The 14,173-nt window shown below is 55.6% G+C and carries 14 protein-coding genes; 4 read left to right on the forward strand and 10 right to left on the reverse strand.

Features of this window, described 5'->3' with window-relative positions; genetic code table 11:
- Positions 1-41: 41 nt before the first annotated feature.
- The 4 genes from M1D34_RS22480 to M1D34_RS22495 are packed head-to-tail and all read left to right on the forward strand — an operon-like array spanning position 42 to position 4,103.
- Positions 42-1,340: a capsular polysaccharide export protein, LipB/KpsS family gene (locus M1D34_RS22480; protein WP_498782159.1), complete on the forward strand. Its 1,299-nt coding sequence runs from the start codon at positions 42-44 to the stop codon at positions 1,338-1,340.
- A 5-nt stretch (positions 1,341-1,345) separates the two neighbouring features.
- Positions 1,346-2,116, forward strand: a complete 771-nt coding sequence (locus M1D34_RS22485; RefSeq protein ID WP_498782161.1) for an ABC transporter permease — start codon at positions 1,346-1,348, stop codon at positions 2,114-2,116.
- Positions 2,113-2,772 (forward strand): ABC transporter ATP-binding protein, encoded by a 660-nt coding sequence (locus M1D34_RS22490; RefSeq protein ID WP_498782163.1) that lies wholly within the window; start codon positions 2,113-2,115, stop codon positions 2,770-2,772. Before M1D34_RS22485 ends, M1D34_RS22490 begins: the two co-directional genes overlap by 4 nt.
- Positions 2,772-4,103: a KpsE/RkpR family capsule polysaccharide export protein gene (locus M1D34_RS22495; protein ID WP_498782165.1), complete on the forward strand. Its 1,332-nt coding sequence runs from the start codon at positions 2,772-2,774 to the stop codon at positions 4,101-4,103. Before M1D34_RS22490 ends, M1D34_RS22495 begins: the two co-directional genes overlap by 1 nt.
- A gap of 68 nt (positions 4,104-4,171) precedes the next feature.
- On the opposite strand, the gene M1D34_RS22500 is transcribed toward M1D34_RS22495, so the two are convergent.
- The 10 genes from M1D34_RS22500 to M1D34_RS22545 form a co-directional block, all read right to left on the reverse strand.
- The gene (locus M1D34_RS22500; RefSeq protein ID WP_498782167.1) at positions 4,172-4,954 is read right to left on the reverse strand and encodes a hypothetical protein; all 783 of its coding nucleotides are present in this window, start codon (positions 4,952-4,954) and stop codon (positions 4,172-4,174) included.
- The gene (locus M1D34_RS22505; RefSeq protein ID WP_498782169.1) at positions 4,951-6,051 is read right to left on the reverse strand and encodes a GSCFA domain-containing protein; all 1,101 of its coding nucleotides are present in this window, start codon (positions 6,049-6,051) and stop codon (positions 4,951-4,953) included. Before M1D34_RS22505 ends, M1D34_RS22500 begins: the two co-directional genes overlap by 4 nt.
- A gap of 33 nt (positions 6,052-6,084) precedes the next feature.
- Positions 6,085-6,975, reverse strand: a complete 891-nt coding sequence (locus M1D34_RS22510; RefSeq protein ID WP_015243244.1) for an alpha/beta fold hydrolase — start codon at positions 6,973-6,975, stop codon at positions 6,085-6,087.
- A 485-nt stretch (positions 6,976-7,460) separates the two neighbouring features.
- On the reverse strand, positions 7,461-8,153 hold the full coding sequence (locus M1D34_RS22515) for a hypothetical protein (protein WP_153500646.1): 693 nt from the start codon (positions 8,151-8,153) through the stop codon (positions 7,461-7,463).
- A gap of 79 nt (positions 8,154-8,232) precedes the next feature.
- Positions 8,233-9,267, reverse strand: a complete 1,035-nt coding sequence (locus tag M1D34_RS22520) for a glycosyltransferase family 2 protein (protein WP_498782171.1) — start codon at positions 9,265-9,267, stop codon at positions 8,233-8,235.
- On the reverse strand, positions 9,267-10,445 hold the full coding sequence (locus M1D34_RS22525) for a glycosyltransferase (protein WP_498782173.1): 1,179 nt from the start codon (positions 10,443-10,445) through the stop codon (positions 9,267-9,269). The genes M1D34_RS22520 and M1D34_RS22525 overlap by 1 nt, the downstream gene beginning before the upstream one ends.
- Positions 10,446-10,490: 45 nt before the next feature.
- Positions 10,491-11,171, reverse strand: coding sequence for a class I SAM-dependent methyltransferase (locus tag M1D34_RS22530; protein WP_498782175.1), 681 nt, complete (start codon positions 11,169-11,171; stop codon positions 10,491-10,493).
- A 119-nt stretch (positions 11,172-11,290) separates the two neighbouring features.
- Positions 11,291-11,998 (reverse strand): methyltransferase domain-containing protein, encoded by a 708-nt coding sequence (locus tag M1D34_RS22535; RefSeq protein ID WP_498782177.1) that lies wholly within the window; start codon positions 11,996-11,998, stop codon positions 11,291-11,293.
- 69 nt (positions 11,999-12,067) lie between these two features.
- Positions 12,068-13,138: a capsular polysaccharide export protein, LipB/KpsS family gene (locus M1D34_RS22540; RefSeq protein ID WP_498782179.1), complete on the reverse strand. Its 1,071-nt coding sequence runs from the start codon at positions 13,136-13,138 to the stop codon at positions 12,068-12,070.
- Positions 13,135-13,911 carry an ABC transporter permease gene (locus M1D34_RS22545; RefSeq protein WP_498782181.1) on the reverse strand — a complete coding sequence of 259 codons (777 nt, stop codon included), beginning with the start codon at positions 13,909-13,911 and terminating at the stop codon, positions 13,135-13,137. Before M1D34_RS22545 ends, M1D34_RS22540 begins: the two co-directional genes overlap by 4 nt.
- Positions 13,912-14,173: the final 262 nt, after the last annotated feature.

Raw genomic sequence — 14,173 nt, forward strand, 5'->3', positions numbered from 1 at the left:
CATGTAGATAGCAGTCTTGCTTTCCTGGAACCAATGCACCGATGGCGGTAACGCGACGACAAAGGGAAGATTTCGCCAGTATTTCCTCCGCTCCCACACCGGAGCCGGTGACGACATTTGCCGTCCAGATCATCGGATGGAAGAGAGAGTCTTTCGAGCGATATTTCCCTGAGAGGCACTTCCGCTTCCTCCCGATGAATGTCGGCGAGCGCGAATTCGAGCGCGTCTGGAAGCCGCGAATCCTGGCCGAGAAGGACGCCGAATTTCTCACCTGGGGACCGGAGCTGCCGGGCCCAGTGGCGGCTCTGGCACAAGCGCGGAACATTCCCGTCACCTTCATCGAGGACGGTTTCCTCCGCTCGGTCCGGCCAAGTGCCAGCCGCACGCCTCCCCTCTCCCTAGCGCTCGACGCCAGGGCGCTCTATTTCGACTGCCGGCATGCCTCCGACCTCGAAGTGCTGCTGAAGACCCATGACTTCGAAGCGGATGCGGCGCTGATCGAGCGCGCGCGCGCCGGCATCGCGCTTCTCACCGAAAGCGGCATCAGCAAATATAATGGCGCGCGCCGGCGCAGGGCCGAGGAGGTCTACGGCGAAAAGACGCGCAAGCGGGTGCTGGTCGTCGGCCAGGTGGAGGACGATGCCTCGATCCGCTACGGCTGTCTTGCCCGCATGACCAACAACGACCTGGTGCGGCTCGCGGCCTCAGAGCAAGCGGACGCCCAGATCCTCTACAAGCCGCATCCGGACGTGCTGAGCCGCGCCCGCCCGGCGAGGTCCGACCCCGCCGAAGTGGCGCATCTTTGCGAGCTGGTGACCGAGAGCCTGCCGCTGGCCGAGGCGCTGCGCACCGTCGACCATGTCTATACGATCACCTCGCTTGCAGGCTTCGAGGCGCTAATTCGCGGCATCCCGGTCACGACCGCCGGCTGTCCCTTCTATTCCGGATGGGGCCTGACGGACGACCGCCAGCCCAACCCCCGCCGCGGGCGACAGTTGAGCATCGAAGCGCTTTTCGCCGGCGCCTATCTGCTTTATCCTCGCTACTTCGACCCCGAGACTGGAGCGCAAACCTCATTCGAATCGACCGTCACCACAATAAGAAGCCAGCTCGACGAGCCGCAGGGCCTTGGCCCGCGCCGGCCGCAATGGCGCGCCTGGGGGCCCTACGGCCTCTTCGGCTGGCGCCATCTGCTGACCGCCTTCGTCGCTCCGGTGATCCGCAAGATCGGCAGTGACCGCGATGTCGAAGACTTCAGGGCAGACCCGATCCGCTTCTTCCGCAGCCTTTCCGAGCGGAAATACCGGATTATCGGCCGCATCCTTTATCCGTTCGGGTGACTGACATGGACTATCTCACCACCCATTTTCGTGTCGTCGGTGCCCTGCTGATTCGCGAAATGGCGACGCGCTTCGGCTCGAAGCCCGGCGGCTATGTCTGGGCGCTACTCGATCCGGCGGCCCACATACTGCTGATGACGGTAATCTTCCAGGCGATCGCGCGTGCGCCGGCGCTCGGCACCAGCTTCGCGCTCTTCTTCGCGACAGGCTATATCGCCTTCCAGTTCTACCAGGCGATGACGGGCTACCTGAACGCCGCGGTCAAGGCCAACAAGGCGCTGCTCAGCTACCCCAATGTCGCGCCGATCGACACGATCGTCGCCCGCTTCGTGTTGCAGATGGGCACGACCTCACTGGTCGCCTTCATCGTGCTCGGCACGATTGTCGCCACCATGCGGGTCGACACGAATATTCACTGGCCCTCGATCCTCGAAGCGGTGGGGCTCGCCTGCCTCTTCGGCCTGGGCGTCGCCATGGTCAATTGCGTGCTGTTCCTCAGATATCCGCTCTACGAGCAGGTCTTCACCATCGTGAACCGGCCGCTCTTCCTGATCTCTGGCGTCTTCTTCCTGCCCGACTCGATCCCCGCGCCCTATCGCGATCTCGTACTCATCAATCCGCTCGTTCACGTCATCATGGGCTTCCGCCAGGGTTTCTATCCGGAATATCGGGCGGTCGGCCTCGACATGACCTACCTCTATGGAATCGCATTTCTGACATTGTTTGCCGGAATGCTGGTCTTCACCCTTTCCAGAAAGACGCTGAGAAACGAATGATACGGTTCGAGCAGGCGACGAAATACGCCCGCACCAAGGGCATCAAGAAGCCGATCATCGAGGATGCATCGCTGACGCTGAACCGCGGCAAGAGCGTCGGCCTGCTCGGCCGCAACGGCGCCGGAAAATCCACGCTGTTGCGCCTCATCGCCGGCGCTATCAAGCTCGACAAGGGCCGAATCATCCGCCGCGGCAAGATTTCCTGGCCGCTCGGCTTTGCCGGCAGCTTTCAGAGCTCGATGACGGGCGAGCAGAATGTGCGCTTCGTCGCCCGAATCTACGGCGTCGATACGGAGCAACTGATCGGCTATGTCGAGGATTTCGCCGAGCTCGGCCCCTTTTTCAAGGCGCCGGTCGGCACCTATTCCTCCGGCATGAAGGCGCGCCTCGCCTTCGGCTTGAGCATGGGCGTCAACTTCGACTATTATCTCGTCGACGAAATCACCGCCGTTGGTGACTCAAATTTTAGGAAAAAGTGCCAGGCTGTCTTCGACACCAAGCTGCAGGAATCCGACATTATCATGGTTTCGCACAGCACTGGTACGATCCGCGACTATTGCGATTGCGGGGTGGTGCTGGAAAAAGGCAAGTTGACCTATTATGAGAATGTCGAAGAGGCGATCAGCGCGCACGACAAGAATATGAGGGAAAATTAATGGCAGTCAGGAACGACGCGGCGGTGGACAGGTCTGGTTCCGTGCACGCCGACAGAAACACTGCGACTGCCAAAGGCGATGCCAAGAGCAAGAGCATTGCCATACTGGAAGGTTTGCTCGGACGAGAGGGCGCGCCCGTTATCCCGCTGCGCGAACGGCATGACAGAGTCCTGCCGGAGAAGCCCGCCTCAAGACCGAAATGGCTGAAGAAGCTGGCGTTCCGCCACACCATTATCGCGGCCTCATTCCTCAGCCTCGTCGCTCTACCGGCCGCTCTCGCCTCACTCTACATGGCGTTCATTGCCGCCGACCAGTATCACAGCACGGCCTCTTTCGCCGTGCGCAGCATTGAAGGCGGCGTTTCGAGCGACATCCTCGGCATGTTCACCCAGGCTTCCGGCGGCAGCACGGTTTCTGACAGCTACATCCTCATGGATTATATCCTGAGCGAGCGGATGGCCGCTGATGCGGACCGACGGTTCAAGCTCGAAGAGGTCTACGCCACCCGCGGGTTCGATTATTTCTACGGCATCGGTTCCGATCTGCCGATCGAGGACAAACTTGCCTATTGGCGCGATATGGTGAAGGTCAATTTCGACCATGCCTCCGGCATCATGCAGGTGAACGTCAAAGCCTTTGAGCCAAAACAGGCGCAGGAGATCGCGCAATTCATCGTTGACCAGAGCGACAATCTCGTGAACAGCCTCTCGCTCTCCGCGCGCAACGACGTTCTGCGCGCTGCACAGGACGAAGTGTTGGCAGGCGAGGCACGACTTTCGAAGGCGCGGGCGGGGCTCCGCGAATACCGCGATAAGTCTCAGGAAATCAGCCCGGAAGAAGGTGCGAAGCTTGCGATACAGCTGATCGGCGGCTTGGAAGCAGAACTGACAAAGCTCAACGCCGATCTGGCCACGGCGAAAAGCCAGATGAGCGAAGATACGCCGCGAATCCGCGTACTAAAGACCCGTATCGAAAGCCTGGAACAGCAGCTTGCGGTGGAGCGGCAGCGGCTGGGCGCGGGTGAAAGCTCATCGACCGCGAGTAACCCCAACTCGCCCGACGTTGCAGGCCGAATCGCTGAATTCGAAGAATTGGAGACGGAACGCGAGTTCGCCGAGCGCGCCTATACCGCAGCACTCGGCTCTCTTGAGAAGGCGCGCATCGATGCGAACAATCGCCAGCGTTACCTCGCGCTGTTCATTGAGCCGACTCTCTCCGAACTGTCGCAATACCCCAACCGGTTCTTGAATTCACTTCTAGTTATCCTCGGGCTGCTCTTTGTTTGGGGTATTGGTGTGATGAGCTATTACAATATTCGTGATCGTGCCTAGGAGCGCCCCCAGCTGTTCTCCTCTGGGGAGGTCAGAGTAAATGAGATTCGGTTGGATTAGGTGAACCGCTATGCCCGCTCTTTGGCTTCCGTTGTGGCGGTTTCCAGCTGCTCCAGACGGGGTCGCGACAATCCTGGTCTCGCAATAGTCTTGAGGATGTGCCGAAGCATGATTTCGCCATAGCTTGCATTGCCGTGGTGAAAATCCTTCGGTTCCTTCCGGGCTAAGTCATCACGCATAAAGCCGTCCTTGTCGTAAACATCAGCGGGCGGAAAGATTACCTCAACGCCGCGATCCCGAAAAAACGTCGAGGCGGACGCCCTGAATTCGTGGTCAACTGCGAGAGCTAACTTGCAGTCAACTTCCTTGAAGAAAGGGTGATCGGCGCGGATGGGGGGCGCTGAAATTACAAAGAACTGCACCCGAAACGAAATAAGATACTCGTAGAGTTCGTATATGTGTTGATTGTTGTCACGGACCATCTCGTCGATGACGGCCGAGGAAACTGGGCTGAGGCCATGCTTCTTCGCTACGCGCCAAGGAGCGGAAGTCCGCCATGTGTCGTCGGTAACGACCGGCAGAGAATGGAAGCCGAAAAGCACACCGTACTCAACATCGGCTTGAAAATGCGAGCCGCCAGTAAGATTAGTGAATGCCCGATTGTATCTGCCATCTGAGAAGAACACTCGCCCTTTGTGCGCTCTGCAGAAAGGAACGAGGGCTAGGCTTCCTGTACCGAGAGAGCCGATATTGAGAGAGCGTCCTACGGCTTCCATGTCACTCTTGCTCAGACGGCCCGCCGCTTCGCGAAGTGCATTTACGTGGGAGTCCCCGATGATAACCGTCTTCATGCCGATGCCCATTTTTCAAGGTAACCCTCTTCGCAGACAATGTCGTCGTCATTCTTCTGGCGCCCTGATGTGCGCGCCTCTTCCGGAAAACTCAGCACGGGGTGTTCGGCGAAGAAATGGCGCATGACACTATCGACGCCATCCGCTGTGACTGTTCTGAGGTTCTCGTGATAGTGCAGAGATCGGGCCTGCGGGCCAGTTATGATTTCATACGATGGGAAGTAGTCGACACAAGCATGCCGCTGGGCGACCTCGCCGGCGACAGCTCGGAGAATTGACTTAGAGTAGGTGGTCGCGGCAAGCACATGGTCCCCCGATGCCGTTGCGGTCAACGGCACAGGTGAAACGGTGAGAACCCAACGGGCCGAGGGATTTACCCGGGCAACTATCGATATCACCTTCTCAAGGTCACGCATGATCTCTGAGAAGGTAAAGTTACGGAACTCATGGCTAGACGGGTTAAACCGGCCCGCGGTCGTACCTGGGCATACAGGGTAGACCGCACCGTCGGAGCGCGAGACCCAAGCCTCGGTGAGGCCGAGGGTAAAGACGATGACATCGCTTTCCTCGACGATTTGGCGAACGGCGAGCATTGTCTTTTCGTGGAGTACACGGACCTCCTCTGGAGAGGAGAAGCCATTGGGTTCCATCGTTGGTCTGAACGGATCGAAGTACCGCCCCTCGGCTTCCCAGACGGAATCGTGGGGAGTAAATCTCCCATACGCCCGATCGATAAGCTGAAGGAGTTGGCGAACGGTATAGACGTTCCCATAGCGAGCGGAATAGATGCCGTAGCCGAACTCCTTCTGCCTTGCCTCCGGCAGGCGAAGCGGCGGCGGTTCCAAATCGACATACCTGTATCCGGATGATTTCAATCTGGCGCCGATGTGCTGGGCAAAGCAGGAACCCATAGTCGCGATCTTGTCCGTCGGACTGATATCAAATTTTTTCCTATACAGGTGCGGAATGAAAGCTGCGGTTTGATCCGCTACGCCCGTCTTCCAATATGCTCTCGGCGGCAACGCATCATACGGGTGCGTTCCATTCCACGGCGTAGGGTTCGTTTGTCTCCGGCGGAAAACGGAAAACAGTCGCATCGCATAATCCTTACCATGCGGGATTTTCATGTATCACAAAAGCATGAGCGACAACGCAGCGAATGCGCCAGTTACCACTGATGCAATCGCTGCGAACGCCGCTCCAGCCCTGACCATCTGATCGAGGCGACGGTGCTGCCTTGAGTGCGGGTCGTATCTCGGAAGACCGTTCGGGAAGCGCTTGTCGATATATTCACCTCGAAATTTCTGGTAGACGGAAGAATAGCGACGCGCCTCTCTGACGAGACTTCTCATGGTGCGCCAGTCCGTATCACCCTCGCGGACGAGGTCAAAGAGAGCAGTTGTTGCTCTCGCCTGCGTCAGCATCACTATCGTTTCATGTCTAGAGAACGGGCAAAACACAAACTTCAAAGAATCTACCTGGGGTAGCCGAGCAGCATGGCGCCTATCGATGCGGAAACGCCAATCGACAAACACGAGTGTCTGTCGTGGCAAATCTTCCTCGGCGATCTTCATCCCCATGTGCAACGCCGGGCGAAAGTGCAGATCGGCTCTCCCCTTGTCAAAGTGCCGAACATCTAGCGGGTCTATGGAATGCTGCGGAGAGAAAACTATACCGACGTCCGCACCAAGCACCCTTCCGTAACGCATTGCTGCATATCCGCCCATGCTGTGGCCGTAGGTGATCACTCGCCTATATCGCGCAACAATAGGAGCAATTACAGGTAAAAGCCTGTCCATATGGGCCTTTGGATACCAAGCCTTCTTATAGTCAGTGAGCCCGAGAACCGAGATCCCGTTCTTCTGGAAGAAGGATGCCCCCCAAAGCGCTTTGCCGCGCGTGATTGGGTGAAAGCTGATTACTAGCAGGTCGGTGTCGTTCGCAGGCTGGTAACTGGCGACAATGCAGCCAGTGTCGATCAATGGAGCGAGTTCCATCTCATGATTGCCGCCGTCGTCCATCAATACATACCCTCGAATACGTTGCCAAAAACACGACACTTTCAATTCCGGGAGTTTGCGAAATCCAAACTCTCAAAAAAATCGCGCGCCTTCTTCTGGAGGCGTAGGGGACGCCCTACAACGGTTGCACTTCTCGCCGTCAGCGTTGCGACTGCATCCGGCCTGTCGCTGCAGCGTTCCTCAAATAAGCCAACACCCGCCTCATAGCGATGAGGGCGTTGCGGCCCAAGAGATTCTTCAGCGATCAGCGTGGCGAAAGCTACACTGTCGCTCGGCCGACGGGACGCGGACGATTTCGAAGCTCTGGAAACCTAGGGGGATGATGCGCACGGAATTGCCACGATTGGGCGCCAGTCAACACGAATCATTCCATCCGGGGGCAGTCAGTCTCCGAAAGACAGGCGTCTCCGTGTCTGTCCTCCGCAGACTGACTGTTGGGCAGGAGGCAGGAGAGAGCGCCAGAGCTCCCCCTGCTACCGTTACTTTCAACGCTTTTTAAAAAGATAGCCGTAGTTTTTGATCCACGGTTTAGTCGACCGGCTCTTTAGATACTTACTGAACACACAATCAAAGCCGAGTCGATCAAGGGTGGTAATCATGTCTTGATGAGTGATACCAAACTGCCAAAAGTTATGAACGTCTTTGAGCGGCTTGTTCTGCTCAAGGTCAAACTTATCGAGATTCGCAAACCACTCTTTCAAGCGCCCTTCGTGCTGGTAAACCACGTTCGCCTTGAACCACTCAAAGCCATAGTCAGGGAAACGTAAAGTCTCCGACCCAACTGTCCACATAGGATTGTGGATGAGGAAATACTTTGTCTTGGGCGCCCACATTTTCAGAACCTCGTTCCAGTCAGGGGCAACCTGATGCAAGAGGACATCAAAGAAGAAGACGACATCAACGTCGCCAACCTTTTCCAAGGTTGAATCCGTTCCGAACAGACCCGTGACGGGCTTCGCTTTCGGCTGGTGGCTCGTCCATTCCTGTGTTGCGCTCGTAATATGCTGGTCAACAATAACGGCCTTCTCCAGCTTGTGCTCTTCGAGTACGTAGCGGCTGTACCCACCATCAACGCCCCAACAAGCTCCCAGGTCAGCTGAGGACTTAATCTCAGGAGCGAGAGTGATCGCGCGATCGATGAGCGACAATTTTATCGGGTCCAGCTTTTGCTTATACATTCTCTCATCCCGGTTCTCGGATTGTTAATAATCACAAACATCACTGTTTAGTGTCCACACACTTGCGTGCACGAAGGTGCTATACCATAAGGCCGCGGATCAAAGCGCTATGCTCAGCAATTTCTGCACAGGCTTTTGCGTCTTTCCGCAGGTCATCCATCAGATGGCGATACCGAGCATACCTCTGCTGCTTAATGGAACCGGGAGGCCTAAGACGATAGTATTTGCTCAAGGCATACGTAACCAAACCAGCAGTTCTCTCGTTCTTCCAAGACGCAGCGACCACAGATTTCGCATAAAAGGCCGCAGCCCTTATTGCATTTCCCAATTCCTGGTAATCTTCCGCGATATTTCTATAGAATTCTGCCTTTCCGGCGCTCTTTCCGCCTAAAACAGGGCGTATATGATGCCTGTATATAAAAACATGGGCGCGCAAACGCTTTTTGTTGTTTAGCGTAATTCGATCTTCGTCGTGATCAACGTACACGCAAAGCGGGTCGGGAATTCCGACGAACTGTACATAGTCCGACAGCCTAATGAAGAAATCCCAATCCTGACACGCCGGCAGCGATTCATTGAAACCGTGAATATGGCGGGCTATCCAAGTCTCAACAATTACCGAACTCAGCGTGCCTAGAAAATTGGATCTTCTTATTTTCTGCTGACTTAATGATCGCCCACCAAATTGACGCACGATAATTTCGCCGTCCGCGTCAACTCTGTATCGCGCCGTGGCCGAAAGGATCGGCCTCCCATCCTTCTCTTTAGCCCGATTGATTTCCTTTATCTGTCGCTCGAGTTTTGTGGGCATCCAAATGTCGTCACTATCTAGAAATGCGACAAATTTCGCTGTTGCCGAGAAAAGCCCCCGATTCCGTGAATAATTTGCACCTTTGTTTGTATAGTTAACGATGAGTCGGATATTCAACTCACCTTCAAATTTCTCAACGATAAGCTTTATCGCTTCAAGGTATTCCGGGTCCGAACAATCATCCACCACAATGACTTCCTTCGGTCGAACGGTCTGCTCAACTATGGAATTGAGCGCCCTCCTGAGCAGCGCTGTTCTGTTATAGTTAGGAATAACCACGCAAACGTCGCAGGTCCTTTTCATCAGCACTCCCTCAATGCCTCTACGAACACTCGAGTTTGGATTTTTTCGTCGTGGGCCACCACGACGTGGGCGCGAGCGGCTCTCGCCATGTGCTCCATCATGTCCGGGTTGCGAATTGCATACTCGATAGCTTCTCGCAGTTTCCCAGTATCCCCCTGGGGGACCAAAACTCCGCCCTCCCCGTGAGCGATCAACTCGGGAATGCCGGAATGGAAAGTAGAAACAATCGGTATCCCGGCCACCATTGCTTCCATTAGAACGACTGGCAAGCCTTCGCTGTCGCCGTCCTGCGCAGTGCGGCTAGGTGCGACGAGAAGATCGCATTCAGCCATCAACTGACGCACGAAGCTTTTCTGCTTCGAACCGTAAAAAATAAAATTCTCAGCAAGGCCGTCTTTCTTAGCTCGAGCCTTACACGATTTGAACTGCGGACCGTCCCCAACGCAATGAACACGAATTGGCCGTCCTGATCCGGCCGCAGCGCTTTTCACCGCCAAATACAAGACGTCGAATCCTTTTTTTTCAACGAAGCGCCCCACAAACAATATACTAAACGTATCCCCATCACCGTTTCTACGCCGGGGCACGTTATCTATTTTCGTTCCCAGATATATTGTTCTAACGTCATTAATCTCGGTGTTGCACCGCAATTCATCAGCCCAAATTCTGTTTACACATACCGCGCAATCTATATAGCGTGCCGCTTCCTGGTACGTCTTCCATCCATTCTTTTGGACGTATGAAGAAACATCATGCCCGTGGAACACAACCACATTCTTCATGGTGGGAAAAACATATTTTTTTAGCTGCACTCCCACTGCCAAATTGTTTCCAAAGTGCGTAACTGCAACGTCTGGCTCCCAGCCTAGCTGAACACCGAGCCAAACCGTCTGCAGGTGGATTTTCTTGCGGAGCCGCAATTGTGCGAGATAAATTGCTCGAATTGGATGCTTAAGAACGCCTCGGACGATCCGGCTTAGCATCTTCAGATCATAAGGCTTTGCATACAGGAGGCCGCCAGCACACTCCGGGGCAGATTGCTCGAATCTGAAGGGCGCCAGAGAACGGGCGAACACGGCAACCTCAGCATCGCCGTTATGTTTGACTGCCTTTATTTGGTCGTGTACAAACGTCTGCGAATATTGAGGGAAGCGCCCATTTATAAAGAGATATTTCATTCCGCACCCGTAATCATTCATCCAAACTGCACCACCACCACGCGATCAGCGGCTGCGTTTCTTTATGAAATAAAGCCCTCTGTAAATGGTCAAAGAAGCGACCCACTTTTCGTAAATGTTCATAACAAAATCCGCATCTATCTTCTTAAAATCCGAGCTGTTTCGCTTGGTAAGTACCCTTCCGTTTGTTTCAATATTACGCAGGATGCTCATAACAAAATTTTCCATCTCACCGCGGACGTTGCTAAACTGGCGCTCTCCCGAGCATAGGGTATCCTCAATGACATAAACCCCACCCGGGCGCAGATACTGGAATAGGTATTCAAATGTGGCTATCGTGAGGTTATTTTGATGTGAACCATCATCGATGATGATATCCACCGACGGCACAAGAGTCATCGCTTTGTCGAGGGTCGAGCGGTGCGTTTGATCACCGATTACCACGTGGATGCGTTCGCCGTAGTCAGCTTCAGTTGTGGGGTCAACATCGACGCCCACTACCTGCGCATTAGCGAAGTATTCGGACCACATTCTGAGAGATGAGCCAGCGGTGCCCTTGTACGTTTGGCCGCCAATACCGATTTCAATGAGGCCTCTAGTCTTCTGCCTCAACGCACTGAACTCATCCTCGTAGATGCGGGTGTAATTATGATGCTTCGACGATTTGTCTGTGCCGAACATTATGGCGAGCTCATCAAGCGTTGGATTTGATTCGATGTTCTGCATGTAGAATCCACGTTGCTATAGTGTACGGTAGAAACAGTTCATGACGGCTGAATGACTCGACTTCCTACTTGGTAGGGAAAAGCTGCACAGGCACGAGAGATCGGCAAGTTCCGCTGCGCCTAATCCTCGGGTGACGAAACTGCCGAGTAAGGATAACCAGTAACACCGTACCGCTTCTTGCGCATCTTTGCCGTTAACCACATGTCACTGACACTGTCATCATCGGCGCGGTTCTTCTCATGTTTGACTGTATCGTAGCAACCAGCATTATCCACCTGGCGATATGTTCTCAAATCGAGCACATCGAAACCAAATTTTTCCACGACCGATGCGCTCAGGGTGTGGGGTTCTTGGACGGTGGGTTTATGGTTGATCTCAACCATGAAGAGAAACAAGCCACTCGGCTTCAAGATTCGCCGGACTTCAGTAATGCAAGCATCAACATTGGTCACGTGATCAAGGCTATTAAACGCGAACACGCAATCAAACGATTCCGTCGGAACCGGAATGCTCTCCGCACCCGAACTTATGTATATCGCCTTGTGATCAGAGATACCGAAGCGCGCATACTGGTCAACAAGGGGATCGAGTCCCACCGCAGTCGTTGTATCAGGTACCCATTCGAGTGAACCGCGAGGGCCACATCCGATATCAATAACCTTCTTATCCTCGTAGAAGATTTTTGGCACATCAAAGTATTCCGTGTAGAAATATTCATAGTGCGAATTGAGTAGCTTTCTCTTCTCGGATTTCCAGCGCCGCCACCAATAAATGTACTCGCTGCTCTTCTTGTCTTCTTCAGAAAAATCCAGTCCGCCATCGCTCATGGTGTTGCCTCCCTGTGTGGCGGGGACCATAGTCAAACGAGCGCGGGCAAGCAAGCACGCGCGTAGTCTCTAATAGTCCGCCGGTTGGATGCGACAATATCCATCAGCAAGCGCCAAGGACGCTTCGCGTGTCTCGTTCAATTGCCAAATTGCTTCCTCCAGTTCGGCTCGCGCGCCAGCTTCCGGGTTAAAATATCGAGACCGCAACAAAAAACACGCAGCAAAAATCTCCCGCACCGTCAGCCTCCTCGTCCGCCGTTCGCATACCTGCCGATCATCCGTCACCGCCCAACCTGCATAAAACGGCATCCCATAACACGTCACCCGAATGCCGCGGAGCAGCGCCTCGAAGCCCATCAGCGAGGTTATCGTGTAGACGTGGTCGACCCCCTCCAAAGCATCGGCGGGCGCGATATCCTCTTTCAGGATTTCGCTTATATCCGCCACCTCCGCCGGGTTCGAAACGCCCTCCCGTGTCCCATGCAAAACTTCCGGGTGCGGTTTGTAGATGATCTGTGCGTCCGGGTTTTCCGACGCCGCGAGGCGTACAAGATCGTTGTTCGTCACGGGCCGGTCGCAGCCAAAGGCTATCGAGGCGTCAGTCTCCACTTGCCCGATCACCAGCACGCGCCGCTTGGTCTTCGGTCCTAGCAGAACATCGAGGCTCACGCGCTTGCCGAGGTTGTACTTGCTGACGCGCAGGTCGAGCAGCATGCGGATGCATTTGTCGGCGCGCTCCATCAGGCCCTCGTCGGCCGCGAAATCGTAGGTCTGAAGCGTCAACTCCAGGTCAGAAGCGTTCCGCGCGTCGTAGTGCAGCGTTCGGGAGTCGATGATCAGCGAAGCTGGCGGCGATCTCTGCGCACCGAGCGAGACGGAACGAACGAAACCATCTTCGACATGATAGAACGGAATGCCGAAACGACGGCAGAACCACTTCAGGAATGGCGGGTATTTAAAGCCCCATACGTAGACTTCGGGGCTCCGGTAGAGAAGCAGCCGAAGGGGCCAGCCCCCGCGAAGCATGTCGCGTGGCTTGCTGCTCACCACCTTGCAATCGCGGTCGGGAAACCAGCGCGGAACGTAGTCTTTCCAGGGCCTGAAGCCGAAGAAGATTGCCGGCCGCCGCGAGCCCCTCAAAGCCTATCCTCCCGTATCTCCCGCATCGAGGCAGTCAGCAGCAGCAGCCCTGCCACGAAGCAGACCAGCGCGAATTCGATCACATAGCCCTTATCCAGCAAATCGGTTCGGTATTCCGGGTAGATGCTTGCTCGAAACCACATGATGATGTGCACGAGTGGGTTGTAGAGAATGAAATCGCGGAAGGGGTGCGGCAGCGATTCCGGCAGGAAGAAGACGCCGGAGACCAGAAAGAGCGGGCGGTTAATGATGCCGAAGATCTGTTCGTAGAGCGGAAAACGGGCGAACATCACGATGTTGATCGTGCCGATGCCGAGGCCCAAAAGGGCGGCGGCGCCCGCGGCCTCGATCATGCCGGCGATGTTCATCGGCTGGGTGACGCCGCCGAGTTCAATGATCATCATAAGGATGAGGATCGTCACCAGCGTATCGGTCATCAGCTGCAGGATAAAGCGCGAGACGATCGCATCGAAGGGGGTGACGATGGGGTAGGAGAAGAGCGCCTTGTTGGCCCTCACCGTGCCGGCCATGAACGAGGACATGCGCTGATAGAAGGCGAAGGGCAGATAGCCGCTGGCGAAGAACAGCGGGAAGCTCAGGCCCAGCGCCGGCATCCGGGCGATCGCCTGGAAGATCAGCGTCATCAGCATCACATGGGCCACCGGGTCGAAGATCGCCCAGAGATAGCCCCCCGGCTTCGAGCCGAAGCGCGTGGACATCTCGCGCACGATGAGCGCCGCCGTCACTCTGAGATGCTGTTGGATTAGCTTCACGTCCGACCCTAAGTGAATTGCCGTTGATGGAATGTTCGCGCCCCTCATCCGCCTGCCGGCACCTTCTCCCCGCGGGCGGGGAGAAGCGACTCGCGGCATGCTTCCAGTCCCTCGCCCCCGCCTGCGGGCGGAGGTCGGGGTGAGGAGCGGCGCCCGCATCTTGCCGCCATATTCCACAAACCGCTCTTGCTGGCAAATCTTTGACGCTCTCCCTCACCAGACAAAAAAGACCGCCTCGATCCCTTTCGGTCGAGGCGGCCAG

This window comes from Ensifer sp. D2-11, assembly GCF_054161295.1.

Excerpts from the sequence above, each read along its gene's own strand:
- M1D34_RS22535 (WP_498782177.1), bottom strand. The coding sequence starts at position 11,998 with ATGAGCGATGGCGGACTGGATTTTTCTGAAGAAGACAAGAAGAGCAGC.
- M1D34_RS22510 (WP_015243244.1), bottom strand. The coding sequence starts at position 6,975 with ATGGACGACGGCGGCAATCATGAGATGGAACTCGCTCCATTGATCGAC.
- M1D34_RS22505 (WP_498782169.1), bottom strand. The coding sequence starts at position 6,051 with ATGCGACTGTTTTCCGTTTTCCGCCGGAGACAAACGAACCCTACGCCG.
- M1D34_RS22500 (WP_498782167.1), bottom strand. The coding sequence starts at position 4,954 with ATGAAGACGGTTATCATCGGGGACTCCCACGTAAATGCACTTCGCGAA.
- M1D34_RS22485 (WP_498782161.1), top strand. The coding sequence starts at position 1,346 with ATGGACTATCTCACCACCCATTTTCGTGTCGTCGGTGCCCTGCTGATT.
- M1D34_RS22480 (WP_498782159.1), top strand. The coding sequence starts at position 42 with ATGGCGGTAACGCGACGACAAAGGGAAGATTTCGCCAGTATTTCCTCC.
- M1D34_RS22495 (WP_498782165.1), top strand. The coding sequence starts at position 2,772 with ATGGCAGTCAGGAACGACGCGGCGGTGGACAGGTCTGGTTCCGTGCAC.
- M1D34_RS22530 (WP_498782175.1), bottom strand. The coding sequence starts at position 11,171 with ATGCAGAACATCGAATCAAATCCAACGCTTGATGAGCTCGCCATAATG.
- M1D34_RS22525 (WP_498782173.1), bottom strand. The coding sequence starts at position 10,445 with ATGAAATATCTCTTTATAAATGGGCGCTTCCCTCAATATTCGCAGACG.
- M1D34_RS22490 (WP_498782163.1), top strand. The coding sequence starts at position 2,113 with ATGATACGGTTCGAGCAGGCGACGAAATACGCCCGCACCAAGGGCATC.
- M1D34_RS22515 (WP_153500646.1), bottom strand. The coding sequence starts at position 8,153 with ATGTATAAGCAAAAGCTGGACCCGATAAAATTGTCGCTCATCGATCGC.
- M1D34_RS22520 (WP_498782171.1), bottom strand. The coding sequence starts at position 9,267 with ATGAAAAGGACCTGCGACGTTTGCGTGGTTATTCCTAACTATAACAGA.